Origin of the sequence: Hyphomonas sp. NPDC076881 (genome assembly GCF_050269995.1) — a bacterium.
GTDB lineage: Bacteria > Pseudomonadota > Alphaproteobacteria > Caulobacterales > Hyphomonadaceae > Hyphomonas.
On sequence record NZ_JBNNJJ010000021.1, the window covers coordinates 1 to 24,862 of the forward strand.

At 62.5% G+C, this 24,862-nt stretch carries 17 protein-coding genes; 2 read left to right on the forward strand and 15 right to left on the reverse strand.

The window, feature by feature from the left end; translation table 11 throughout:
• From ACQKI2_RS17280 to ACQKI2_RS17340, 13 genes are all read right to left on the reverse strand, one after another.
• The coding region (locus ACQKI2_RS17280; protein ID WP_427380872.1) for a GTP-binding protein at window positions 1-653 on the reverse strand (653 nt) is incomplete at its 3' end.
• A 36-nt stretch (window positions 654-689) separates the two neighbouring features.
• Window positions 690-2,813 (reverse strand): elongation factor G, encoded by a 2,124-nt coding sequence (gene fusA / locus ACQKI2_RS17285; RefSeq protein ID WP_427380873.1) that lies wholly within the window; start codon window positions 2,811-2,813, stop codon window positions 690-692.
• An 87-nt stretch (window positions 2,814-2,900) separates the two neighbouring features.
• Entirely contained in the window at window positions 2,901-3,371 is a 471-nt protein-coding gene (gene rpsG, locus ACQKI2_RS17290) for a 30S ribosomal protein S7 (RefSeq protein WP_035594174.1), read from the reverse strand.
• Between the two features lie 14 nt (window positions 3,372-3,385).
• The gene (gene rpsL / locus ACQKI2_RS17295) at window positions 3,386-3,757 is read right to left on the reverse strand and encodes a 30S ribosomal protein S12 (protein WP_011647831.1); all 372 of its coding nucleotides are present in this window, start codon (window positions 3,755-3,757) and stop codon (window positions 3,386-3,388) included.
• A 434-nt stretch (window positions 3,758-4,191) separates the two neighbouring features.
• Window positions 4,192-8,403, reverse strand: coding sequence for a DNA-directed RNA polymerase subunit beta' (gene rpoC / locus ACQKI2_RS17300; protein WP_427380874.1), 4,212 nt, complete (start codon window positions 8,401-8,403; stop codon window positions 4,192-4,194).
• Between the two features lie 112 nt (window positions 8,404-8,515).
• Window positions 8,516-12,655: a DNA-directed RNA polymerase subunit beta gene (gene rpoB, locus ACQKI2_RS17305; protein WP_427380875.1), complete on the reverse strand. Its 4,140-nt coding sequence runs from the start codon at window positions 12,653-12,655 to the stop codon at window positions 8,516-8,518.
• 153 nt (window positions 12,656-12,808) lie between these two features.
• Window positions 12,809-13,189, reverse strand: a complete 381-nt coding sequence (gene rplL / locus ACQKI2_RS17310; protein WP_291055018.1) for a 50S ribosomal protein L7/L12 — start codon at window positions 13,187-13,189, stop codon at window positions 12,809-12,811.
• 58 nt (window positions 13,190-13,247) lie between these two features.
• Window positions 13,248-13,763, reverse strand: coding sequence for a 50S ribosomal protein L10 (gene rplJ, locus ACQKI2_RS17315; RefSeq protein WP_035594165.1), 516 nt, complete (start codon window positions 13,761-13,763; stop codon window positions 13,248-13,250).
• A 392-nt stretch (window positions 13,764-14,155) separates the two neighbouring features.
• On the reverse strand, window positions 14,156-14,851 hold the full coding sequence (gene rplA / locus ACQKI2_RS17320) for a 50S ribosomal protein L1 (protein WP_291055012.1): 696 nt from the start codon (window positions 14,849-14,851) through the stop codon (window positions 14,156-14,158).
• A 5-nt stretch (window positions 14,852-14,856) separates the two neighbouring features.
• Window positions 14,857-15,303: a 50S ribosomal protein L11 gene (rplK, locus tag ACQKI2_RS17325; RefSeq protein ID WP_291055009.1), complete on the reverse strand. Its 447-nt coding sequence runs from the start codon at window positions 15,301-15,303 to the stop codon at window positions 14,857-14,859.
• 196 nt (window positions 15,304-15,499) lie between these two features.
• Window positions 15,500-16,336: a M48 family metallopeptidase gene (locus tag ACQKI2_RS17330; RefSeq protein WP_051612204.1), complete on the reverse strand. Its 837-nt coding sequence runs from the start codon at window positions 16,334-16,336 to the stop codon at window positions 15,500-15,502.
• Between the two features lie 113 nt (window positions 16,337-16,449).
• Window positions 16,450-17,799: a hypothetical protein gene (locus ACQKI2_RS17335; RefSeq protein ID WP_427380876.1), complete on the reverse strand. Its 1,350-nt coding sequence runs from the start codon at window positions 17,797-17,799 to the stop codon at window positions 16,450-16,452.
• Complete coding sequence (locus tag ACQKI2_RS17340) at window positions 17,796-19,220, reverse strand: hypothetical protein (protein WP_427380877.1); 1,425 nt, start codon at window positions 19,218-19,220, stop codon at window positions 17,796-17,798. Before ACQKI2_RS17340 ends, ACQKI2_RS17335 begins: the two co-directional genes overlap by 4 nt.
• A gap of 107 nt (window positions 19,221-19,327) precedes the next feature.
• On the opposite strand from ACQKI2_RS17340, the gene ACQKI2_RS17345 reads away from it, so the two are divergent.
• Window positions 19,328-20,143 carry a TrmH family RNA methyltransferase gene (locus tag ACQKI2_RS17345; RefSeq protein ID WP_427380878.1) on the forward strand — a complete coding sequence of 272 codons (816 nt, stop codon included), beginning with the start codon at window positions 19,328-19,330 and terminating at the stop codon, window positions 20,141-20,143.
• Complete coding sequence (locus ACQKI2_RS17350) at window positions 20,140-21,036, forward strand: class I SAM-dependent methyltransferase (RefSeq protein WP_427380879.1); 897 nt, start codon at window positions 20,140-20,142, stop codon at window positions 21,034-21,036. The genes ACQKI2_RS17345 and ACQKI2_RS17350 overlap by 4 nt, the downstream gene beginning before the upstream one ends.
• 31 nt (window positions 21,037-21,067) lie before the next feature.
• Here ACQKI2_RS17350 and ACQKI2_RS17355 read toward each other — a convergent pair whose 3' ends face one another.
• Both ACQKI2_RS17355 and ACQKI2_RS17360 read right to left on the reverse strand, forming a co-directional pair.
• Entirely contained in the window at window positions 21,068-21,601 is a 534-nt protein-coding gene (locus tag ACQKI2_RS17355) for a hypothetical protein (RefSeq protein WP_427380880.1), read from the reverse strand.
• Window positions 21,602-21,844: 243 nt separating this feature from the next.
• Window positions 21,845-24,817: a TonB-dependent receptor domain-containing protein gene (locus ACQKI2_RS17360; protein WP_427380882.1), complete on the reverse strand. Its 2,973-nt coding sequence runs from the start codon at window positions 24,815-24,817 to the stop codon at window positions 21,845-21,847.
• Window positions 24,818-24,862: the final 45 nt, after the last annotated feature.

The window sequence follows — 24,862 nt, forward strand, 5'->3', positions numbered from 1 at the left end:
TCCACCGGCATCAGGAACGGCTTGTCCAGCGGACGCTCCGGGGTCGGGATGTACTCATCGACGGCTTTCATCAGCTCGAGGATCGCGTCCTGGCCGATGGCGGCGTCGCGGTCTTCAACAGCGGCAAGCGCCGAGCCCTTGACGATCGGGATCTCGTCGCCCGGGAAGTTGTAGGACGACAAGAGGTCGCGCACTTCCATCTCGACGAGCTCGAGCAGCTCGGCATCGTCAACCATGTCGACCTTGTTCAGGAACACGACGAGCGCCGGCACGCCGACCTGACGGGCCAGCAGGATGTGCTCGCGGGTCTGCGGCATCGGGCCGTCAGCGGCCGAGCACACCAGGATCGCGCCGTCCATCTGCGCCGCGCCGGTGATCATGTTCTTCACATAGTCCGCGTGGCCGGGGCAGTCGACGTGCGCATAGTGACGGTTGGCCGTCTCATATTCGACGTGCGCGGTGTTGATCGTGATGCCGCGTGCCTTCTCTTCCGGCGCCGCGTCGATGTCGGCATATGCCTTCGCCGTCGCACCGCCAGACTTCGCCAGCGTGATCGTGATCGCTGCCGTCAGCGTCGTCTTGCCGTGGTCAACGTGGCCAATCGTGCCAATGTTCACGTGCGGCTTCGTACGCTCAAACTTTGCCTTGCCCATCGGGCCTCTCCTCTAGTTCTTGTACAAGGGGCCCGATTAGGAGCCCGAGACTTCCTGAATGATCTTCTGTGCTTCAGCGCGCGGAACTTCGTCATAGTGATCGAAGAGCATGGTGAACTGAGCGCGGCCCTGCGACATGCCACGCAGCGTGGACACATAGCCGAACATGTTCACCAGCGGCACCATCGCCGTGATCGCAGTGGCGTTACCGCGGGCTTCAGAGCCCTGGATCTGGCCACGGCGGGAGTTCAGGTCGCCAATCACGTCGCCCATATAGTCTTCCGGCGTGACGACTTCCACTTTCATGATCGGCTCCATCAGGCGCGGATCACCCTTCCCTTTCAGCTCGCGGAACGCGCCGCGGGCCGCAATCTCGAAGGCGAGAACGCTGGAGTCGACATCGTGGAAGGCGCCGTCCGTCAGCGTGGCGCGGAAGTCCGTCACCGGATAGCCAGCCAGCAGACCGTTTTCCTTGGCCATTTCCAGGCCCTTCTGGACGCCGGGGATGTATTCCTTCGGAACCGCGCCGCCAACGATCGCGCTGACAAACTGGAAGCCCGAACCCGCCTCAAGCGGCTCGAAGGTCAGTTTGATACGCGCAAACTGGCCGGTACCGCCGGACTGTTTCTTGTGCGTGAAGTCGATCTCGGCCGCGCGGCCGATCTTCTCGCGGTAAGCCACCTGCGGCTGACCGATATTAGCCTCAACCTTGAACTCGCGGCGGAGACGGTCGATCAGGATGTCGAGGTGAAGCTCGCCCATGCCTTTCATGATCGTCTGACCCGACTCGAAGTTCGTTTCGACGCGGAAGGACGGGTCTTCGGCAGCCAGACGCTGCAGACCAACCGACATCTTCTCCTGGTCAGCCTTCGACTTCGGCTCCACAGCGATCTCGATAACCGGATCGGGGAAGGTCATGGTTTCGAGGACGACCGGCTTGTTCGGATCGCAGACCGTATCACCGGTCGTGGTTTCCTTGAGGCCGGCGAGCGCCACGATGTCGCCTGCGAAGGCTTCCGTGATCTCGTCCTGCTTGTTGGCGTGCATCATGACCATCCGGCCCACGCGCTCGCGCTTGCCTTTGGTCGAGTTGAGGAAGGAGTCGCCCTTCGACAGCTTGCCCGAATAGATCCGGGTGAAGGTCAGCGTGCCCATATAGGGGTCGTTCATGATCTTGAAGGCAAGACCCGAGAACGGCTGATCATCATCGGCAGACCGCTCGATATTCCGCGTCTCGGTCTCGTCGCCCGGAGCAAAGCCCATATAGGCGGGAACGTCGAGCGGGCTCGGCAGGAAGTCGACCACAGCGTTGAGCATCGGCTGAACGCCTTTGTTCTTGAACGCGGAGCCGCAGAGAACCGGCATGAAGGACAGCGTCAGCACGCCCTTCCGGATCAGCTTGCGCAGCGTGTCGATGTCCGGCTCTTTACCTTCAAGGTAGCCCTCCATCGCCGCGTCGTCCATTTCGACCGCGATCTCGATGAGCTTGCCGCGCCATTCTTCGGCCAGCGGACGCAGGCTGTCGCGGATTTCGCGCACTTCCCAGGTCGCGCCGAGGTCTTCACCGGCCCACACCCATTCTTTCATGGTGATGAGGTCGATATGGCCTTCGAGCTGGTTTTCCGAACCGATCGGCAGCTGGATCGGCGCCGGCGTTGCGCCGGTGCGGTCCTTGATCATGCGGACACAGTTGAAGAAGTCAGCGCCGATCTTGTCCATCTTGTTGACGAACACGATGCGCGGAACCTTGTACCGGTCGGCCTGGCGCCAGACGGTTTCGGTTTGCGGCTCAACACCGGCGTTGGCATCTAGCACGCAGACCGCGCCGTCAAGCACGGCCAGCGAACGCTCGACTTCGATGGTGAAGTCAACGTGCCCGGGGGTATCGATGATGTTGAAACGGTATTTCGGCGACAGCGCCGTGGAGCCGTCTTCGGTGCGTTCCCAGAAGGTGGTCGTGGCAGCCGACGTGATCGTGATGCCGCGCTCCTGCTCCTGGACCATCCAGTCCATGGTCGCCGCGCCGTCATGCACTTCACCAATCTTGTGCGACTTGCCGGTGTAGTAGAGGATACGCTCTGTGGTCGTGGTTTTGCCGGCATCAATGTGGGCCATGATGCCGAAGTTGCGGTATCGCTCCAGCGGATATTCGCGGGCCATGAGATCAAACCTTCGTTTCTGCTTCCCGGAAGGAAGGGTGGGTCACTCGCCGGGCGAGGTAACCCTGCCGCCCGGCGATTGTACTTGTTACCAGCGGTAGTGGGCGAACGCCTTGTTCGCATCCGCCATGCGGTGGGTGTCTTCGCGCTTCTTGACCGCGTTGCCGCGACCCTGGCTTGCATCCATCAGCTCGCCGGCAAGACGCTCACGCATCGTGTTCTCGTTGCGGCCGGCAGCGGCAGACGCCAGCCAGCGGATCGCCAGCGCCTGGCGGCGCTCGGTGCGGACTTCAACCGGAACCTGGTACGTTGCACCACCGACGCGGCGCGAGCGCACTTCAACGGCCGGAGCGACAGCTTCGAGCGCATTGTGGAAGACTTCCACCGGGTTCTTTTTCGAACGGGTTTCGACCAGATCGAAGGCACCGTACACGATGCGCTCGGCGACGGACTTTTTGCCGTCGCGCATGATCTGGTTCATAAATTTGGTAACGACGATGTCCTTGAACTTCGGATCGGGCAGGACTTGGCGCTTCTCGGCACTGTGACGACGGGACATGAGCCTCTAGCCTCTTACTTCGGTTTCTTCGCGCCGTAATGCGAGCGGCGCTGTTTACGGTTCTTGACGGGCTGGGTGTCGAGCGCGCCGCGCACGATGTGGTAGCGCACACCCGGAAGGTCTTTCACGCGGCCGCCGCGGATGAGCACAACGGAGTGCTCCTGAAGGTTGTGGCCTTCACCGGGGATGTAGCACAGCGATTCAAATCCGGAGGTCATGCGCACCTTGGCCACTTTCCGGAGTGCCGAGTTCGGCTTCTTCGGGGTCGTAGTGTAAACACGGGTGCAGACACCGCGGCGCTGAGGGCAAGCCTTCAGGGCGGGGGTCTTGGTACGGGTGCGCTTTGGCTCGCGCGGATTGCGGATCAGCTGCTGAATCGTGGGCATTCGGGCCTACTGTCTCTTCGTACGTTGCGGCCCGGGGGCCTATAATGACGTGTGCCCCGAAGGCCCTCAATCGGGCTTCCGGGACGAGCGGAAATTGGGGGTCAGCTTCGCCGGAACATTGCTGTTTCGGTGCGGCACTGGACGAAAAGCCCATTTGCCTCTCTGACGATCCGGGGCGTGTAGACTCGCGCGCGCGGCGCGTCAAGGGCGCTGGCGCGGCTTTCCGCATGGCGGCATGTCGTTCTTGTATCGAATCAGAACGGAGACAGGCCGCCCCAGCTTTCAAAGCACATCCAGGCAATCAGCCCGACAGCGGCAATCGCGCAGAGTATGCCCGCAATCTCAGTCCGCCCTGCCCTCATGATCCATGCCCGAAAAGTGAAAAAGCCTGCCATTGCTGGCAGGCTTTTCCGTTTGGTTCAAGTCAGCCTGGCTTATTCGCCGGCCGTGTCCTTCTCGGGAGCCGGCAGGCTGACGAGGGTGATCCCCTCCTCCGCCTTGGCCATTGCGGCGGCGCGCTTTGCCTTCAGCTTCTGGTCGCGTTCGGCAGCCACACGGCGATACTGGCGGATGCCGCCACCCGTACCGGCCGGGATCAGGCGGCCCACGATGACGTTCTCCTTGAGGCCGTCGAGCGTATCGACCTTGCCCTGGATCGCTGCCTCGGTGAGCACGCGGGTCGTCTCCTGGAAGGAAGCCGCCGAGATGAAGCTCTTGGTCTGCAGCGAGGCTTTGGTGATGCCCAGCAGCAGCGGGGTCGCCGTGGCTTCGCGCAGGTCTTTCTTGCGCGAGCGGCGGATGGCCTCATTGGCCTCCTCGAACTCGATCGCATCGATGTGCTCGCCGGTGATGAACGGCGTATCGCCGCCCTCGGTGATCTCGACCTTCTGCAGCATCTGGCGAACGATCACCTCGATGTGCTTGTCGTTGATCGGCACGCCCTGCAGACGGTAAACCTTCTGCACTTCCTCGGTGAGGTAGTTGGCGAGCGCTTCCACGCCCAGCGTCGAGAGGATGTCCTGAGGCGCGGGGTTACCGTCCATCAGATACTCACCGCGCTTGATGAAGTCGCCATCCTGCACCGCAAGGTGCTTGCCCTTCGGCACCAGATAGTCGATCGGCTCGCGCCCTTCCTCGGTCGGAACGATCGTGACCTTGCGCTTGTTCTTGTAGTCGCGGCCGTATTCGACGCGGCCATCGACTTCCGCGATGATCGCATGGTCCTTCGGACGGCGGGCTTCGAAGAGTTCAGCCACGCGCGGCAGACCGCCCGTGATGTCCTTCGTCTTGGCACCGCCCGTTGCGACGCGGGAAAGCGTGTCACCCGGCTCGATCCGGTCACCATCGGAGACCGAGAGGATCGCGCCCACGGAGAGGACATAGCTTGCCGGCGAACCGTTGGGCAGTTTCACCGGTTTGCCATTGGCGTCCACAATCTGGATCGTCGGCTTGAGGTCAGCAGACTTCGAGCTCGTCCGCGGATCAACGACCACGCGCGCCGAGATACCGGTCGCTTCGTCAGTCTCTTCACGAACCGTCTGGCCGTCCACCAGGTCGATGAAGCGGGCTTCACCGCCGACTTCCGACACGATCGGCTGGGCGAAGGGGTCCCAATCGGCAAGCAGCTTGCCGGGGGCAACCTTGTCGCCATCCTTGATCATCAGGCGCGTACCATAGGCGGGACGGAACGACTGGCGCGTGCGGCCGTCGGCGTCCACGATCTCGACCTGCATACGGCGGCCGACAACCACAATCGTCTTGTCCTTGCGGGTAACGATCTCGGCATCGGTAAAGCGCACGGTGCCTTCGAAGCTGGCTTCCAGCGACGACTGGTCGGCCACCTGGGCCGCGCCGCCGATGTGGAAGGTACGCATCGTCAGCTGCGTACCCGGCTCACCGATGGACTGGGCAGCAATCACGCCGACAGCCTCCCCCCGGTTGACCAGCGTACCGCGCGCGAGGTCACGGCCATAGCACTGGGCACAGATGCCGTTCTTGGTTTCGCAGGTCAGCGGCGAGCGCACTTTCACGCGGTCGACAGAGGCAGCGTCGATCTGGGCGGCCACGTCCTCGTCCACATAGGTGTTGGCCGGAACAACAAGCTTGCCATCGGCGCCCTTGATGTCTTCGGCAATCACGCGGCCGAGGATACGCTCGTTCAGCGAGACCACAACGTCAGCGCCTTCCATCACGGCCGTGATGTCGATGCCCTTCTCGGTGCCGCAATCATCTTCATTGATGATGCAGTCCTGGGCCACATCGACGAGGCGGCGGGTCAGGTAACCGGAGTTTGCCGTCTTCAGAGCGGTATCGGCCAGACCCTTACGGGCGCCGTGGGTCGAGTTGAAGTACTCGAGAACGGTGAGGCCTTCCTTGAAGTTCGAGATGATCGGCGTCTCGATGATCTCGCCCGACGGCTTGGCCATCAGGCCGCGCATACCGGCGAGCTGCTTCATCTGGTTCTTCGAACCACGCGCGCCGGAGTCGGCCATCATGAAGATCGAGTTGATCTGCTCCTTGCCCTTCTTGATCTGGACCTTGGAGGCAGACTCCATCATGGCGTCAGCCACCTTGTCGGTGCAGCTCGACCAGGCATCAACGACCTTATTGTATTTCTCGCCGCGCGTGATGAGACCGTCAGCATACTGACGCTCATAGTCGGCCACGAGATCCTTGGTCGCGTCGACCAGTTTCTTCTTCGCTTCCGGAATGACCATGTCATCCTTGCCGAAGGAGATGCCGGCCTTGCAGGCTTCACGGAAGCCCAGCTCCATCATCTTGTCACAGAAGATCACCGTCGCCTTCTGGCCGCACAGGCGGTAAACTTCGTCGATGATCTTGCCGATGGCTTTCTTGGAAAGCACGGTGTTGACGAGTTCCGGACCGATCGCTTTCGAGCGCGGCAGGATGTTCGCCACCATGTAGCGGCCCGGCGTCGTGTCGATGATGCGGCGTTCCGCTTTGCCTTCCGAATTGACGCCATCATACAGCGCCTTGATCTTCGAATGCACGGTGATCAGGCCAGCGTCCAGCGCATGTTCGATCTCGGCGAGGTCTGCGAAAACCATGCCCTCCCCCGGCTCGCCCTTGCGGTCGAGCGAGAGGTAGTAGAGGCCGAGAATGATGTCCTGAGACGGAACGATGATCGGCTTACCGTTGGCGGGCGAGAGGATGTTGTTGGTCGACATCATCAGCACGCGGCATTCCAGCTGGGCCTCAAGGCTCAGCGGAACGTGGACCGCCATCTGGTCGCCGTCGAAGTCTGCGTTGAATGCAGCGCAGACGAGCGGGTGCAGCTGGATGGCCTTGCCTTCGATCAGTTTCGGCTCGAACGCCTGGATGCCGAGGCGGTGCAGCGTCGGCGCCCGGTTCAGGAGAACCGGGTGCTCACGGATAACCTCGTCGAGGATATCCCACACTTCCGGCTTCTCTTTCTCCACGAGCTTCTTGGCCGCCTTCACCGTGCCGGCGAGGCCCTTGGCGTCAAGGCGCGCATAGATGAACGGCTTGAACAGCTCGAGCGCCATCTTCTTCGGCAGGCCGCATTCATGCAGCTTCAGGTTCGGGCCGACCACGATGACCGAACGGCCGGAATAGTCGACGCGCTTGCCGAGTAGGTTCTGGCGGAAGCGGCCCTGTTTGCCTTTCAGCATGTCGGAGATCGACTTCAGCGGGCGCTTGTTGGTGCCCGTGATCGTGCGGCCGCGGCGGCCGTTGTCGAACAGGGCGTCCACCGACTCCTGCAGCATCCGCTTTTCGTTACGGATGATGATATCCGGCGCGCGAAGCTCCATCAGGCGCTTCAGGCGGTTGTTCCGGTTGATCACGCGGCGATAGAGGTCGTTGAGGTCGGAGGTGGCGAAACGGCCGCCATCCAGCGGAACCAGCGGGCGCAGGTCCGGCGGGATAACCGGAATGACCGTCAGGATCATCCATTCCGGTTTCGCTTTCGACTGGAGGAAGGAATCCACCACCTTCAGGCGCTTGGAATACTTCTTCGTCTTCAGTTCCGAACTGGACTCGCGCAGCTCCTCGCGCAGCGTCTCGGCCAGCGTCGGCAGGTCGAGGCTCTTGAGGATCTCGCGGATCGCTTCAGCGCCGATCATCGCGGTGAAGGCATCTTCGCCCAGGCGGTCCTGCGCGTCCATGTATTCTTCTTCGGTCAGCAGCTGGTGCGGCTCAAGCTCGGTCAGGCCGGGCTCGATGACCACATAGCTTTCGAAGTAGAGCACGCGCTCTACGTCTTTCAGCGGCATGTCCACCAGCGTCGCGATGCGGGACGGCAGCGACTTCAGGAACCAGATGTGGGCCACCGGAGCGGCCAGGTCGATATGGCCCATGCGCTCGCGCCGGACGCGCGCCAGGGTCACTTCCACGCCGCACTTCTCGCAAACGATGCCGCGATACTTGATGCGCTTATACTTGCCGCAAAGGCACTCATAGTCCTTCGTCGGGCCGAAGATCCGCGCACAGAACAGGCCGTCGCGCTCCGGCTTGAACGTGCGGTAGTTGATGGTTTCGGGCTTCTTGATTTCACCAGACGACCATGAGCGGATCTTCTCCGGGCTCGCAATCGAAATACGGATCGCCTCGAAGCTCGGGGCGGGCGTATTGGTGTTGAACATATTGGCGACGTCCTGGCGCATAGGGTGTCTGCTCCTTGGGGCGGGCGTTTATGGGGAGGTCTCTCTCCCCTGCCCTGAATAAATCCGGGTCGGCGAGGCCCCGCCGGTAGGCGGGGCCCTATTTTGCAGAAGTCTACTCGGCGGCCACCGGGGCCTCATCTGTTGCGTCGCGCTCCAGGCCATTTTCCTCGAGCAGCTCGACGTTGAGACCGAGCGAACGCATCTCCTTGATAAGCACGTTGAAGCTCTCCGGAATGCCAGCCTCGAAGGTGTCGTCCCCGCGGACGATCGCTTCGTAGACCTTGGCACGGCCGGCCGTATCGTCCGACTTCACCGTCAGCATTTCCTGCAGCGTGTAGGCAGCGCCATAGGCTTCCAGAGCCCAGACCTCCATCTCGCCGAAGCGCTGACCGCCGAACTGGGCCTTGCCGCCCAGCGGCTGCTGGGTGACGAGCGAATACGGACCCGTGGAGCGGGCGTGGATCTTCTCGTCGACCAGGTGGTGCAGCTTCAGAAGGTACTTGTAGCCAACCGTGACCGGGCGCGTGAACGCCACACCGGTGCGGCCGTCGAACAGGCGGACCTGACCCGACGAGTCGAGACCGGCGCGAACCAGCAGGTCGTTGATGTCGTCCTCGCGGGCGCCATCGAAGACCGGGGTGGCAATGGGAACGCCGTTCCGGAGGTTGCCGGCCAGCTCGATGATCTCCTCATCACCCTCCGGCAGATCCTGGCTTTCGCCATAGGCATGGGTCAGCGAGGCTTTCAGCGCCTTGATGTCATGCTTCTGGTGGTACTCTTCCAGTGCCTTGTCGATAATGTGGCCAAGGCCGCGGCAGGCCCAGCCAGAGTGGGTCTCGAGGATCTGACCGACGTTCATCCGTGAAGGCACGCCCAGCGGGTTGAGAACGATGTCGACCGGCGTGCCATCTTCCAGGAAGGGCATGTCTTCGAGCGGGTTGATCTTGGAGATAACCCCCTTGTTGCCGTGACGGCCGGCCATCTTGTCGCCCGGTTGCAGCTTGCGCTTCACAGCCAGGAAGACCTTCACGACCTTCATCACGCCCGGAGGCAGATCATCGCCGCGCTGGACCTTCTCGACCTTGTCGTTGAAGCGGGCATCAAGTTCGCGGATCGAAGCATCGAACTGTTCGCGCAGGGCCTGGAGTTCGGCCTGAGCCTTTTCAGACTTCAGCTCGATATCCCACCACTGACGCTGGTTCAGCTCTTCGAGAGCCGCTTCGGCGATCTTGCCGGCCTTGAAGCCTTTCGGGCCCGTAGCTGCTTCCTTGCCGACGAGAATGTCGTGCAGGCGCGAATAGGTGTTCCGCTCAAGGATCGACTGTTCGTCTTCCTTGTCTTCCTGCAGCTTCTCGATCTGCTCACGCTCGATCTGCAGCGCGCGCTGGTCCTTGTCGATGCCGTGGCGGTTGAAGATGCGGACATCCACAACCGTACCGGCGTCGCCCGGCGGCACGCGCAGCGAGGTATCGCGCACATCAGAAGCCTTCTCACCGAAGATGGCGCGCAGGAGTTTCTCCTCCGGCGTCATCGGGCTTTCGCCCTTCGGCGTGACCTTGCCGACGAGAATGTCGCCGGCCTTCACTTCGGCGCCAACCGCCACGATCCCGGCTTCGTCGAGGTTGCGGAGCGCTTCCTCACCGACGTTGGGAATGTCGCGGGTGATCTCTTCCGGACCGAGCTTGGTGTCGCGGGCGGCAACTTCGAATTCCTCGATGTGGATCGAGGTGAACACATCGTCGCGCACGATGCGCTCGGAGATCAGGATGGAGTCTTCGAAGTTGTAGCCGTTCCAGGGCATGAACGCGACGAGCACGTTCCGGCCGAGCGCCAGCTCACCAAGATCCGTAGACGGACCGTCGGCGATGATGTCGTTCTTCGACACAACGTCGCCAACCTTCACGATCGGGCGCTGGTTGATGCACGAGTTCTGGTTCGACCGGCGGAACTTCGCGAGACGGTAGATGTCCACGCCCGACTTGGAGCCTTCCAGCTCGTCGGTGGCGCGCACAACGATACGCATCGCATCGACCTGCTCGACCACCCCTGCCCGGCGGGCAACGATGGCGGCGCGGCTGTCGCGGGCAACGACTGCTTCCATACCGGTGCCGACGAAGGGCGCTTCGGACTTCACAAGCGGCACCGCCTGGCGCTGCATGTTCGAGCCCATCAGCGCGCGGTTGGCGTCGTCATTCTCGAGGAACGGAATGAGCGAGGCAGCCACCGAGACGACCTGCTTGGGCGAAACGTCCATATACTGAACTTCTTCACGGGCAACCATGGTCGCTTCGCCAGCCACACGGGCGTTGACGAACTCGTTCACGAGTTCGCCCTTCTCGTTGACCGTCGCGTTGGCCTGAGCAATCGAATAGATGCTCTCTTCCATCGCGGAGAGGTACACGACCTCTTCGGTCAGCTTGCCGTTCAGCACGCGGCGGTACGGGCTCTCGATGAAGCCGTACTTGTTGACGCGGGCATGGGTCGCGAGGCTGTTGATCAGACCGATGTTCGGGCCTTCCGGCGTCTCGATCGGGCAGATACGGCCATAATGCGTCGGGTGAACGTCGCGGACCTCGAAGCCGGCACGCTCGCGCGTCAGACCGCCCGGGCCAAGGGCCGAAAGACGGCGCTTGTGGGTGATCTCGGAGAGCGGGTTGGTCTGGTCCATGAACTGCGACAGCTGCGAGGAGCCGAAGAATTCGCGGACAGCGGCCACAACCGGTTTGGCGTTGATCAGGTCGTGCGGCATCACGGTGTCGATGTCGACCGCGCCCATACGTTCCTTGATCGCGCGCTCCATGCGCACGAGACCGATGCGGTAGTTGTTCTCCATCAGCTCGCCGACCGAGCGGACACGGCGGTTGCCGAGGTTGTCGATGTCGTCGACTTCGCCCTTGCCATCCTTCAGGTCGAGGATGACCTTCATGACGCCGATGATGTCCTCGTTGCGCAGGGTGCGCATGTTGTCTTCAGCCGACTCATACTCGCGCACGGCCACCGACAGACGCATGTTCATCTTCACGCGGCCAACGGCCGAGAGATCATAACGTTCGGCATCGAAGAACAGTTGGCCGAAGAGGGCCTCTGCCGCTTCCTGCGTCGGCGGCTCGCCGGGGCGCATGACACGGTAGATGTCCGAGAGCGCCTCGAAGCGGGTCTCGTTCTTGTCGGCTTTCAGCGTGTTGCGCAGCCAGGGGCCACGGCCACCGGCGTCGATGTCCAGCACTTCGATCAGGTCGATGCCGTAATCGCGCATTTCGGCGATGGTCGCCTCCTCCAGCGCATCACCGGCTTCCCCGAAGATTTCCCCGGTTTCCAGATTGACGACATCGCGGGCCAGGAACTTGCCGACGAGGGCTTCGGAGGTAACGAGGATCTCGTCTGTGCCGCTTTCAGCCGTACGCTTTGCCTTGAGCGCGGTGATCTTCTTGCCGGCCTCGGCCACAACCTTGCCGGTCTTTGCGTCGATCAGGTCGAATTCCGGCTTCACACCCTTCCAGGCATCGGCGCGGAAGCTGGTGATCCAACCCTTCTTGTCGAGGCGGTAGATGGAGCGGGTATAGAACTGGTCGAGGATCTGCTCGGTGTCATAGCCGAGCGCATAGAGCATCGTCGTCGCCGGCAGCTTGCGCTTGCGGTCGATCCGGATGTTCAGGATGTCTTTCGCGTCGAACTCGAAGTCGAGCCAGGAGCCGCGATACGGAATGATGCGGGCCGCAAACAGCAGCTTGCCCGAAGCGTGGGTCTTGCCCTTGTCATGGTCAAAGAACACGCCCGGCGAACGGTGCATCTGCGAGACGATCACGCGCTCTGTGCCGTTGACGACGAAAGTGCCCTTCTCGGTCATCAGCGGGATGTCGCCGAGATAGCATTCCTGCTCTTTCACTTCCTTGACCGAGCGGGCGCCGGTGTCTTCATCAACGTCGAACACCACGAGCTGGAGGCGAACCTTCAGCGGCGCCTGGAATGTCAGGTCGCGCTGGACGCACTCTTCAACGTCGAACTTAGGCTGTTCGAACTCGTAGGAGACGTATTCGAGGGTCGCGCGCTCAGAGAAGTCCGTGATCGGGAAAACCGATTTGAAGACACCGCCCAGGCCATCGTCCGTGCGCTTTTCGCGCGGCGTGTTCATCTGGAGGAAGGCTTCGTAGGACTCGCGCTGGACCTCGATCAGGTTTGGCATTTCGATGGCTTCGGGAATGCGGCCGAAGTTTTTGCGGATACGTTTCTTTTCCGTGAAGGAGAGTGCCATCCCAGGTTCCCAGTCTTTCGGCTTGTCCGCACGCGCGCAGACAGCCTGTGATTAGAACGCGAGTACGCGGCGATCCCCAATGGAGACCGCCGCGCAGATCCTTGAACGGGTGACGCCTCGCGCGAACGCCGCCCGGATGCGAAACCGCAGAGCTTACTTCAGCTCGACTTTTGCGCCTGCAGCTTCGAATTTCTTCTTCATCTCTTCAGCGTCAGCCTTAGACACGCCTTCCTTGACGGTCTTCGGAGCGCCTTCGACGAGGTCTTTGGCTTCTTTCAGGCCGAGGGCCGGAACGACTTCGCGGACGAGTTTGATGACTTCGATTTTCTTCGCGCCAGCGTCGGTCAGCACGACATCGAATTCGGTCTTCTCTTCAACAGCAGCAGCCGGAGCAGCGCCGCCGCCAGCAGCAGCGACAGCCACCGGAGCAGCAGCAGAAACGCCCCACTTTTCTTCGAGCATCTTTGCGAGCTCAGCGGCTTCCAGAACGGTCAGAGCCGAGAGATCTTCGACAATCTTTTCGAGATTTGCCATGGTTTCAATTCCTGTTTGGTTCGGTTGTTAAGGTCTTGGTGTTGCGAAAACGGGTGTCTTATGCGGCGTCTTTCGACGCATACGCGGACACCACGCGGGCAAGTTGCGAAGCCGGTGCCTGAATGACGCCCGCAACTTTCGTTGCCGGTGCCTGGATGAGGCCGATGAGCTTGCCACGCAGTTGGTCGAGGGACGGCAGTTTCGCGAGGGCTTCGACGCCTTTGGCATCGAGGACCTGCTCACCCATCACGGCGCCGATGATGACGAGCTTCGAATTTTCCTTCGAGAACTCATCGGCCGCTTTTGCAGCCGACACCGGATCCGGCGAGTAGGCGATTGCCACGGGGCCCTGGAAGAGCTCCTGTGCCTTGTCGCCACCTGCCCCGCCCAGCGCGATTTTCGCGAGGCGGTTCTTGACCACTTTGAAGTGCGCGCCGTCCTTGCGGAGCAGGCCACGCAGCTTCGTCATTTCCGCCACGGTAAGACCGGTATAGTGGGTCACGACGACCACGCCCGCCCCTTCGAAAACCCCTTTGAGGTTCTCAAGAGCCGCGCTTTTTCCAGCTTTATCCATTGCGGGTCTCCATTGAGGCGTCCGGACCATCCGGCCGCCCTGGTGATCGCCAAAACTCCCGAAAGAGCCTCAGCGCCTGCCCAGGGATTGGCCTGCCCGGCTTGCACCCCCTGGAAAATTCCAGAAGATTCCGAACCGTATCAACGCCTCACCCCGTCTGCACAGGCGGCCAGATGGCCCTTAGCAACCCCGAAGGGTATGACCTATGGTCTAGGACAGGAAAACGGGAGGCCGCCGATGCATATCGGAGAACTCCCGTCAAGCGGGGGGCATTAACGCTTTTTCCAGAGGTTCGCAAGCCCCTTCCCTCATTTTTTCACAGGGGTACAAAAAAGCCCGGAGCGGCAAGGCGCTCCGGGCTTCTTCCAATTTCAGTCCCGAAGGGACGAAGATCAGCCTTTGGCTTCAGCCAGGTCGATCGTGACGCCGGCGCCCATCGTCGAAGACAGGGTGACCTTGCGCACGAACGTGCCTTTTGCGCCCGACGGGCGGGCCTTCACGACAGCGGAGATGAACGCCTGAACGTTCTTCTCAATGTCGGCGTCGGTGAAGCTGGCCTTGCCAACGCCAGCATGAACGATACCGGCCTTCTCAACCTTGAACTCGACGGCGCCGCCCTTGGCGTCCTTGACGGCCTGGGTGACGTTCGGGGTCACGGTGCCGACTTTCGGGTTCGGCATCAGGCCGCGGGGGCCGAGCACCTTACCGAGACGGCCGACGAGGCCCATCATGTCCGGCGTCGCGATCACGCGGTCGAAGTCCATGAAGCCGCCATTGACCTTTTCGAACAGGTCTTCTGCGCCGACGATGTCTGCGCCAGCCGCCAGGGCTTCCTCGGCCTTCTTGTCCTTGGCGAACACGGCCACGCGGACGTCCTTGCCGGTGCCGGCCGGCAGGTTCACCACAGAGCGGACCTGCTGGTCAGCATATTTGGGGTCAACGCCGAGATTGATGGCGATTTCGATCGACTCGTCGAACTTCGCCTTGGCGTTCGATTTCACGAGCTTCACAGCCTCGGAGATCGTGTAAGCTTTCGTCTTGTCGACGGTCTGCTCGATTGCGCGGGTGCGTTTACCTTTGGTCGCCATGTCGCTTACTCCACGATCTGCAGACCCATCGCGCGGGCAGAGCCGGCGATGATCTTGGTGGCTGCGTCAAGGTCGTTGGCGTTCAGGTCGTCCATCTTGACCTTCGCGATCTCGCGGACCTGGTCCATCGTCACTTTGCCGACGGTGTCATAACCGGGCTTTTTCGCGCCAGAAGCAGGCTTCTTGCCGAGTTTCAGGCCAGCGGCCTTCTTCAGCAGAACGGTTGCCGGCGGCGTCTTGGTGACGAAGGTGAACGACTTGTCCTGATAATACTGGATCACAACAGGGGTCGGCAGGCCTTCTTCCATACCCTGGGTACGGGCGTTGAAGGCTTTGCAGAATTCCATGATGTTGATACCGCGCTGGCCGAGGGCGGGGCCCACTGGCGGCGACGGGTTGGCCTTGCCGGCCGGGATCTGGAGCTTGATCTGCCCCAGAAGTTTCTTAGCCATTTTGTCCTCACAACTTTGGCGAAGGGGCGGTGGTCTTTCGATCCGCCCGGTTGAATACGAGGCTCCGCGGTTCGGCTGGCAGCCTCCCGCAGAAGCGGGGCGTATGGCCGAAAGCCCCTGCCCGGTCAAGCTGCAGGCATGAAAAAGCCCGGAGCGCGTGGCGTCCGGGCCTTTCGCAGAGGGGGCGGCCCCTTCCCTACATCATCGCATAGCCGCGCGCATTGATGTACTGGCGCAGCTCCTGAGCGCGGCGGACCGGGTCCGGATGGGTCGACATGAACTCCGCCGGGCGCTGGCCCTTGGACTGGGCATCCATCAGCTCCCACAGGCGGACAGACTGTTTCACGTCATATCCGGCATTATACATGTAATCGACGCCGAGGCGGTCGGCTTCCAGCTCATGATTGCGGCTGTAGGGCAGAATGACGCCGAACTGCACCGCCGCCCCGCCGAGCGCGCCGATGGCCGAGCCATACTTGCTGAGCTCCTCGGAAGACGCCACGGCGATCTGGCCGACCATCATGCCGGCCTGCGCCGCCATGGTCACAGACATCCGCTCTGCCGCATGGCGGCCCGTCACATGTCCCGCCTCATGACCCAGCACTGACGACAGCTGGTCGTCATTCTCCGTCAGTTCGGTAATGCCGCGATAGACGCCCACCCGGTTGCCCGGCATCACGAAAGCGTTGACATCATCGGTGTCGAACACCGCCACATCCCACTGTTCATGATCGCGCTTGGCCCCCTTTGCGGTACGGTTCCAGACATTCAGCACGCGGTTGCGCAGAGCCGAATTGGAAGTCTGCGGCACCTGGCTTTTCATGTCAGACCAGGCGGCCGTCGCCATGCTCGCCACTTCCGCGTCGCCCATCAGCAGGAACTGGCTGCGGCCGGTCTCCGGATTGGTCGTGCAGCTCGACACGAAAGGCAGCACCGTGCCAGCCGCGATGCCGGTGATGATCGCGCGGCGCGACATCCGGATCCTGGGCGCGCCAGCGAGAATCTCACCGTCAAAATCAATGCGTTCGACCATTTTTCTCTCCCTGAAACCGGCCATGGAAAGGGTAACTCCCCGGCGGTAAATTGCAATTCCAGCCTGCGATCCCTAGGCCCCCGCCCGTGAACCGCTGCTGAATGTGAACGGCCTCAGGGCTCGGCGCCCTCGCCCACCAGAATGGCCGCCTGCTCCACCCAGCCTTCGCGCTTCACGCGGCCATTGAAGTGCAGATAATCGTCAATCCAGGCGATGTTTTCGGGGCTCCAGTCAGCAATCTGGTCGAAATGATAGATGCCCAGCGAATTCAGCACTTCCTGAATGCGCGGGCCGATGCCGCCGATCAGGGTCAGGTCGTCCGGCGCGCCTTCTACCGGCCGCTCCAGGGCCAGCGGCCGGGCGGGCACCACATCGGCCGCCCCTCCGGCATCGGCCAGCGCATCTTCTTCCTCAAGCCGGCCGAGGATGGTTTCCGCAGCAAACGCGCCCTCATCTTCTTCTTCGTCCTCGTCTTCGAAACCTTCATCATCGCCGTCTTCATCCCCGGCGATGTCTTCCAGCTCGTCATAGGCCTCATCAACCTCAGCGGCCTCATCGAGCGCTTCCCCGGTCTCGTAGTCGGTCTCCACCTCGAACGCCTCGCTGGCGGTCTCCTCGCCCTGCGCAGCGATCTCGTCGGCGACGCTTTCCTGGTCCCCTTCAAAATAGGCCAGCCGGCCTTCCAGATAGCGGTTGCGCCAGCGCAGACGGGCCAGTTCTTCCTCGGGCGACTCCTCATCAGCCTTCGGCTCGGCGGGGGCGATCGCTGCGGCCACCCGGGCCGGCTCTTCCACCTCGGGCGCGGGCGCCGCCGGGGCGGGCTGGGCAGCCACTTCGTTTTCCAGCGCCTTCACGCGAAGCGCCAGATACGAGACTCTCCAGGCCAGCTTGGGGTCTGCCTCGGCGGCGGGGGGCGCCTCAGCCTGAACAGGCGCAGGCACGGGCGCCGCTGCCGCAGCGGCTTCTGCGCGCGCCACTTCGGCGTCCGTCAGCGCCCGGCGGGCTTCGGCCAGCTCTGCTTCAAGCCCGGCAACCTGCGCCTCAAGCTCCTGGGTGCGCAGCATCGCGGCCCCGTCAATCGCAGGCACCGCCGCCATTTCCGGCGCCGGCGCCAGCACGGGCGGCGCGGCCTTCAGCGCGTCGAGTTCATCCCGCGCCGCGCGCAGGGCCGAGAGGGTTTCGGCAAGTTGTTGTTCCAGCGCCGGGTCAGCCTGGGGCGAGACTTGCGCCGCCTCGAAGGCCTGCGCCCCGCCCTGCCCCGCCAGCAGCTTGCGCTGGGCGGCAAACAGGCGCTCGATCTCGTCACGCGCTTCGCTGAGTTCCACCTTCGTCACATCGCGGTCGACTTCCGCCCGGCGCAAGCGCCCGGTCAGCAACATGCCGCGGAGCGACCAGCCCAGCAGCAGTGCCACGAGCGCTGCCCCGGCCAGTGCGATCCACATATGCGCCACAAGCCAGGTCATTCTCCGCTCCGTTCCAAAACTCTGATGTCTACCGGCCGGGCCGCTGCCGTTTCCGCGTCAGCTTCCTGATTAGCCGCCTCGCCGCCGGGGCGACTATAGCTGATAGCAGCCAGCTGCGCGCGAGGCACCCCTGCCGAAACAAGGAAATCCACCAGTTCGGACGCCTGCACATTTCCGGCAGCGACAACCTCGAACCGCTCGGACGCGCCACAGCGGCGGATGATCCCGGCAATCTGGTCGAGCTGCGGGCCGCTTTCGCGGGCGATGGCCGCGCCGCCATGGATGAAGCGGATCTGACCGGCGGCAAGCGCCGCGCGAAGCTCTCCCTGGCAGTCCATTCCCGCGTCCGCTGCAGACATCGGCAGGACATTTCCGGACATTTCCTGGACACTTCCGGACATTTCGGCACCAATCGCCGTCTTCCAGCGGCCTGCGACGCGCGCCATGTCGTCCTTCAGATAATAGAGTGTGCTGGGCCGGGCCTCGCCGTCAAAAATGAACACGCCGCCCGCCGCATCGAATGCCATCTCACCGGTGCGGAACTTTGCAAATTCCGGCAACCCCGCCAGCGCGCCGGCCAGCCAGCCCTCCGGCAGTGCCGCGCCCGGTTGCATCTCGTCACGGATCTCGCCGGCAAAGCCCTCCTCGGCCGCCGCCAGCAGCTGGCGCCGCTCGCCCGCATCGGAGATGGTGCCCGACAGCGTCAGGACATTGTCCGCAAGGCGCGCCCGCCAGCGGATGTCGCCGGTCAGAAGCGGCTCCCCCCGGAAGGGCGCGGCCACGCCCGACACCGCCCTGGCAATCTCCGCCCGAAGCGCCGGATCAGCCACCTCGCCGCGCAGCACCAGACGGTGATCGGTCAGGGTCACTTCCCCTTCGTCCATCTGCGCAAGCTGTTTCAGTGCCAGCCGGGCCACCCCTTGGAAGTTGCCTGCCGGCGCGCCTGCGGCCAGCTGCATCTCGTTATCCACTGCCGCGCGGCCCACAAGGCGGGCATCCTCCACCAGCGTAGCCTGGATCGCCTTGGAGGGCACAAGGCCCGACAGCACGATCCGCCCTTCCGGGGTCTTCGTGGCCCGCCAGACAAAGGGGGAAACCGGCGGGGCCGCGTCGGCCCGGTTTTCCACCAGGGTCACGCCGCCAAAGATCACGCCGCCGGGGCCGCTGCTGCGCCGCACGAAGCGCGCCGCTTCAGTCACCGCGTCATGGGAAGGCGCTGCGCCGGTGATGACGGCCCGCTGGCCATCCATGCGAACGCTGGCCCAATCGGCCCCACCTTCGGCAAGCGCCGCCTTGGCCCGCGCCTCAAGCCGCGCTTGGAGGTTTACAGCGCTCTGTGGGGATTGGTAGATGCCCCACCACATAAGGAAAGGCAGGGCCAGGAGGGCGAGCCCCCCAATAAGGTAGTCAAGCAGGCGCATGACGTCGCTGACCTCCCAAAACCAGTACCCCCACAGCACTCTCTCGGGCGAGGCATGCCCTAACCCTTAACTGATCGCAAGATGAACCAGGCAGGCCCAACCCGGCGATGAAACAGCCCCTCGAACTGATCACCAGCCCCTCCAATCCGCTGATCAAGACCCTGAAAGGCCTTGAGCGCAAGAAGGAACGCACTGAAACTGGTCTGTTCCTGGCCGAAGGCGCCCGGATTGTCAGCGAAGGCCTGGCCCGCGGCTGGCAGCCGGAAACCGTGATTATTGCTGCCGATATGGCAGAACGGCCACAGATCCGTGACCTGGCGCGCGACGCGGCGAAGGCCGGCGCCCGCGTGGTGATGGCGCCTGAGCGGCTGATGAGCAAGATCACCCAGAAGGACAACGCCCAGAGCGTTGTCGCCGCCTTCCGCCAGCGCCATCTCAGCCTTGCGAACCTGCCCGCGCCCAAGGCCGCCCCGCTCTACATCGCCCTTTATGAAGTGCGCGATCCAGGCAATCTCGGCACCATCCTGCGCACGGCAGACTGCGCCGGGGTGAGCGGCGTCATCCTCGTGGGCACCTGCTGTGATCCTTACAGTTTCGAGGCCGTGCGCGCGTCCATGGGGTCAGTGTTTGACGTGCCCTTTGCCCATGCCGATTTCGACAGTTTCAACACCTGGCGCAAGGCCGCCGGAATGCGCCTCAGCGCTGCATCTGTAAACGGGACCGTGCGTCATGACGGGGCTGATTTCACCGGCGGATCCATCATCCTGATGGGCAATGAACAGGCCGGCCTGCCCGGCTGGGCCGAAGCGGCATGCGACACGCTCTGTCTCATCCCCATGCGCGGGGGCGCCGACAGCCTCAATCTTGCCCAGGCCAGCGCCATCATGATCTATGAGGCCTGGCGCCAGCGGGGCTATGCATGACCATGAAGACCGAAACCCGCCTGCTGATCGCCGATGACTGGGAAGACTATGCCCTGCTCGATTCAGGCCACCTGCAGAAGCTGGAACGCTTCGGCAGCCAGACCGTGATCCGGCCCGATCCGCAGGCCTTCTGGGAACCGGCCCGGCCGGTGCAGAGCTGGAAGGCGGACGCCCGTTTCGTCACCAAGGCGCAGGATGAAGACGGCGCGGGACAATGGGAGGTGCTTTCCCCCCGCGCCGCCGAAAGCTGGCCGATGCGCTGGAACGGCCTCACTTTCACCGCGCGCCGCACCGCCTTCCGTCATATGGGCGTGTTCCAGGAACACTCCGTGCACTGGCGGTTTGCGCAGGACCAGATCCGCGCCGCAAAGCGCCCGCTGAAAGTGCTGAACCTCTTTGGCTATACCGGCATGATGTCGCTCGCCTGCGCGGCGGCCGGCGCCGAAGTCGTGCATCTCGATGCCAGCCCGAAATCCAATGGCTATGGCAAGGACAACCAGTCCCTCTCCGGCCTTGATGACCGCACCATCCGCTGGATTGCCGATGACGCGATGAAATTCGTCGCCCGCGAAATCCGCCGCGGCAGCAAGTATGATGGCATCGTGCTCGACCCGCCGAAATTTGGCCGCGGCCCCAAGAATGAAACCTGGCGCTTTGAGGAAAGCCTGCCCGAACTGCTTGACGGCGTGCGCGACCTTCTGAGCGAGGAACCGCGCTTCGTCATCGCGACCGCCTATGCTGTCCGCCTCTCCTATCTCGCCGTGGCGCAGGCCCTTGGCGACCGGCTGAAGCCCTATGGCGGCGTTATGGAAACCGGCGAAATGGCCCTGCCCCAGCAGGGGTCTGACCGCCTGCTGCCGACCGCGCTCTACGCCCGCTGGCGGGCGGCCTGACGCTGCCCTGCCCCGTCGTGGGCGCTAGAGGCTAGAGCGCCTTGCTGCCCGGGATTTTCGCCCGCTCGCGCTCGACCCAGCCTTTTCCGCCGGAGACGACGTCCATCCCCTCCCAGGGCGCATTCTTGCAGATGACATCGCGGGAGCGCGCCACCGCATGCCCGATGATCGGGTAGAAGGCCGTGTCTTCGTCCTGCCCGAAGGTGTTGCCTTCGAAATCATAGCGTGTGCGCGGGCCCATCATCACGGTATCCCGCGCGCAGTTAAGCACCGCATACGGATATTCCTGCCAGGCTACATACCGGCCTTCGAAGGAAACCTCATCCGGCATGTAGACATACACCATCCGGAAAAAGGCAAGGTCTCCCTCGCGCACGGCCGGCTGGCTGATGAAGACCGCAAAGCGCTCGTCCTGCTGGATGATTTTGCGCCATTCCGGCGCGGGCAGGTCCGGCACCGGCGCAAGCGGCGCGGGCGCAGGCGCGGGCGGCGCGCTGGCACACGCGGCGGCGAGGCCCGCCACGGCAAGCCCCGCCAGCATCTTCAGGGGTCGGTTGAGGGTCATGTTGATCTCCCATGTGATGGATGATCCCAGAATGACAGACCCGGCCGGCCTGTAATCCCCCTCAACAGGGGGTGCCCTTCCCCGATGCGAGGCAAATCTGGGCCCAGACAGCCTTGAGCCCGGTTCATGTGAGGCCCCAAGGGGGCCGATACGGAACCCGCCAAAAAAAGAAAACGGCGGCCCCGAAGGACCGCCGTTCCTGTAGGAGAGAGAGAATGGCCGGATTGCTCCGGCCGATCCCGATTAGAAGCGCAGGTTGATACCCACGAAGGCCGAGCGGCCAACCACGTCATAGGTCGACGGGTCGGTGTTGGCCTGAACGTTCGGCGAGTACAGACGCGGCTCTTGGTCGAGCAGGTTGTTGATACCTGCACGGATCGTGACGTAGTCGGTCAGATTGTACGAGCCATTGAGGTCGAAGTACCAGGTCTCCGGAACGCCCGTGTTGGTGATCGAGCTGCCACCGGTGACCGTGTTCGCGTGCTTCATGTTTTGAATGTAGCGCGTCGTCAGGTTCAGCGACAGGTCCTCATACGTGTAGCCGGTACGCAGCGTGACTTTCCACTCCGGCGTAGCCGAACCGGTGGTCGAGCCAATCGTGCCCACGAAGTCGTTGACCGGGTCAACGATGGTGGTTTGCGTCGTGTACTCTTCAACCCAGGTTGCAACGAGGTTCCAGTTCAGGGCCCCCATTGTGTTCAGGTCCACACCCCAACGTGCCGAGATATCGACGCCGCTGGTGTTGATGAAGGCCTGGTTCTGCGAGGATTGCAGGAGGTCGATAACGCCACCGGTATTCTGATCGCGGGTGAACAGCTGACACCAGCTGTTGGACGGATCGTAGGTCGGGTTCGCACCGTCACGGTTGTAGCAACGCTGAACGATCGTCGTTGCGGCCACAGCAGCGATAACGTCTTCCAGTTCCACAGACCAGTAGTCGACGGTCAGACCCAGGCTTTCGACGAACGAGTTGCCCGTGAAGGGCGAGGTCGCGACGAAACCGAAGGTGTAGGAGTTGGAGGTTTCCGGCTCGAGGTTCACGTTACCACCGGTAAGACCCGTTGCCTGACCCGACGGCTGGAAGTAGCTGGAGCCACCAGCAACAACCGACTGAGCCGCGCAGAGTGCTGCCACGTTGGCACCGTTGGCGCCGTTACGGCCCCATTCAGCGTTGCTAGCGTTGGCACCCGTCGTGTTGCAGGGGTCCTGGTTGGTGAAGGTCGGGAAGTTGTTCAGCACCGGAGCGAAGAGCTCGGTAATGCTCGGTGCACGGATGGCTTTCTGATAACCACCGCGGAAGCGGAAGGCATCGTTGACCTTCCAGTCACCGTTGATCTTCCAGGTGTCCGCCGTACCGGAACTGCTGTTGTCCGTCACGCGGTAGCCGAGGGTGAAGTTCAGCTCTTCCATGAACGGCATGTCTTTGACGACCGGAACAAGCGCCTCGGTGTAGAGGTCGTACCAGTCAAGATAGCCGGAAGTGGGGAGCTGCTGGTTGAAGCCGGCAACGAGGCCCGGCTGCAGACCGGAGTCAGGCTGGAAGTCGTAGTCAAGCTCACGGTACTGAACACCGAAAGCCGTTTGGATCGGACCAGCCGGCAGCTGGAACAGCTCACCCTGGATCGAGCCCTCGATGATCCGCTGCTCGATTTCGGTGAGGTTTTTCGCCGTCAGCGAGATGTAATCGATACAGGATTGGCTGATCGCCGCGTTGCCGAATAGGTTGAGACCGCCTGTGCAGAGCGATGCGCCGCCGTCTGCAGCGTCCAGAAGCGTCTGAACGCGGTCACGGCGAACGTTACCCGTTTGGATTTCGTTCAGCGTCGAACGGCCATGCGAGTAATAGACATCATAGGTCCAGGACTCGGTGCCCATCAGAGCGCCGTCGAAACCCATCGTCATCTGCCACACATCGTGCGTAGTCGAACCAACGCGGCCGCCAAGTGCGTTGAAGCGCTTGGAGAGAGCGAACGGAGCCGTCGGGTCTGCACGGGTTGCAAGCAGGGCGGCGAGTTCAGCACCGATGAAGGGGTTCGTGACCGGGACAGTGAAGCCCGTCGTACCACCTGCCGGGGTCGGAGCAAGCTCCTGCTCGGCATTGTAGTTGGTGAAGATGAAGCTACCGTAGGCACGGACGTAATCGTTGATGTCGTAATCAACAGACGAATAGATGTTCCAGCGGTTGAGCGGCAGGATCAGGTTGTTGTCCGGCTCGAAGTTGTACGAGAAAATATCCGGCGCAAAGTTGGTTGCGATAGCCGAATCGGGACCAGTATAGCCGACAATGTCACGCGGATCGTTGGCAACGCCAGTACAGAAGAGCGAACCGTCCGGGTTGAAGCCGAAGCCACCGACGCCGCCGTTCGCGGCACAGGCGCCAGAACCGAAGAGACCGTTAACTGCAGCAAGGCTCGGAGCGTTTGCACCGGGAACCCACGAACCGTCCGGATAGATCGACGTTGTGCTGGATGCCTGTGCCGAGAAGTCACGTGCACCTTTGCCAAGCACTTCACGGGTGAAGTAGTTCATGGAGAGGACTGCGTTACCACGATCATTGGCAAAATTGCTGCCCATCGTGATGCCGCTGCTCCACTCGACAGCGTCGCCGTTTTCCATCGCGGCACGGTACTGTCCGTCGATTTCAACGCCTTCGAAGTTGTCGCGGAGGATAAAGTTGGCAACACCGGCCACAGCGTCGGCGCCGTAGGTCGAAGCTGCACCACCGGTGATGATTTCAACGCGCTCGACAAGTGCCGAAGGGATCGTGTTGATATCAACAGTGCCGCCAGCAAAGGAAGGCATGCCGCGGCGGCCGTTGACGAGCACGAGGTTACGGCCCGAACCCAGACCGCGAAGGTCAAGAACCGCGCGGCCGTTGGAGCTCGGGTTGTTCGACTGGGACGACAGGTTCGGCGTGATCTGCGGCAGCGTGTTCAGGTACTGCTCGACAGTGGTGAGACCCGAGGTGACCAGCGCGTCCTGACCAACGGTGAGGATCGGGCTTTCAGCAACTTCGTCACGGCGCACCAGGCGCGAGCCGGTGACGGTGATGCGCTGCTGGCGTGCTTCGGTTTCGTCGCCCGGCGCAGCGGTGGTTTCAACAACAGGTTCATCTGCTTCTTGCGCAACAGCCACAAACGGGCTGGTGGCAGCAAACAGTGCACCGGCAAACAGCGATGTGGTGAACAGTCGCTTTTTCCAAGTAGGTTCGTTCAACTTACCCTCCAAAAGATAATGTAGCGCGCATGCACGCTATAGCGG

What these genes read in the sequence shown, in the direction of transcription:
- rplA (WP_291055012.1), bottom strand. Translation starts at nt 14,851, where the DNA reads ATGGCGACCAAAGGTAAACGCACCCGCGCAATCGAGCAGACCGTCGAC.
- ACQKI2_RS17355 (WP_427380880.1), bottom strand. Translation starts at nt 21,601, where the DNA reads ATGACCCTCAACCGACCCCTGAAGATGCTGGCGGGGCTTGCCGTGGCG.
- ACQKI2_RS17350 (WP_427380879.1), top strand. Translation starts at nt 20,140, where the DNA reads ATGACCATGAAGACCGAAACCCGCCTGCTGATCGCCGATGACTGGGAA.
- rplK (WP_291055009.1), bottom strand. Translation starts at nt 15,303, where the DNA reads ATGGCTAAGAAACTTCTGGGGCAGATCAAGCTCCAGATCCCGGCCGGC.
- rpsL (WP_011647831.1), bottom strand. Translation starts at nt 3,757, where the DNA reads ATGCCCACGATTCAGCAGCTGATCCGCAATCCGCGCGAGCCAAAGCGC.
- rplJ (WP_035594165.1), bottom strand. Translation starts at nt 13,763, where the DNA reads ATGGATAAAGCTGGAAAAAGCGCGGCTCTTGAGAACCTCAAAGGGGTT.
- rpoC (WP_427380874.1), bottom strand. Translation starts at nt 8,403, where the DNA reads ATGCGCCAGGACGTCGCCAATATGTTCAACACCAATACGCCCGCCCCG.
- ACQKI2_RS17345 (WP_427380878.1), top strand. Translation starts at nt 19,328, where the DNA reads ATGAAACAGCCCCTCGAACTGATCACCAGCCCCTCCAATCCGCTGATC.
- rpsG (WP_035594174.1), bottom strand. Translation starts at nt 3,371, where the DNA reads ATGTCCCGTCGTCACAGTGCCGAGAAGCGCCAAGTCCTGCCCGATCCG.
- ACQKI2_RS17335 (WP_427380876.1), bottom strand. Translation starts at nt 17,799, where the DNA reads ATGACCTGGCTTGTGGCGCATATGTGGATCGCACTGGCCGGGGCAGCG.
- ACQKI2_RS17340 (WP_427380877.1), bottom strand. Translation starts at nt 19,220, where the DNA reads ATGCGCCTGCTTGACTACCTTATTGGGGGGCTCGCCCTCCTGGCCCTG.
- rpoB (WP_427380875.1), bottom strand. Translation starts at nt 12,655, where the DNA reads ATGGCACTCTCCTTCACGGAAAAGAAACGTATCCGCAAAAACTTCGGC.
- fusA (WP_427380873.1), bottom strand. Translation starts at nt 2,813, where the DNA reads ATGGCCCGCGAATATCCGCTGGAGCGATACCGCAACTTCGGCATCATG.
- ACQKI2_RS17330 (WP_051612204.1), bottom strand. Translation starts at nt 16,336, where the DNA reads ATGGTCGAACGCATTGATTTTGACGGTGAGATTCTCGCTGGCGCGCCC.
- rplL (WP_291055018.1), bottom strand. Translation starts at nt 13,189, where the DNA reads ATGGCAAATCTCGAAAAGATTGTCGAAGATCTCTCGGCTCTGACCGTT.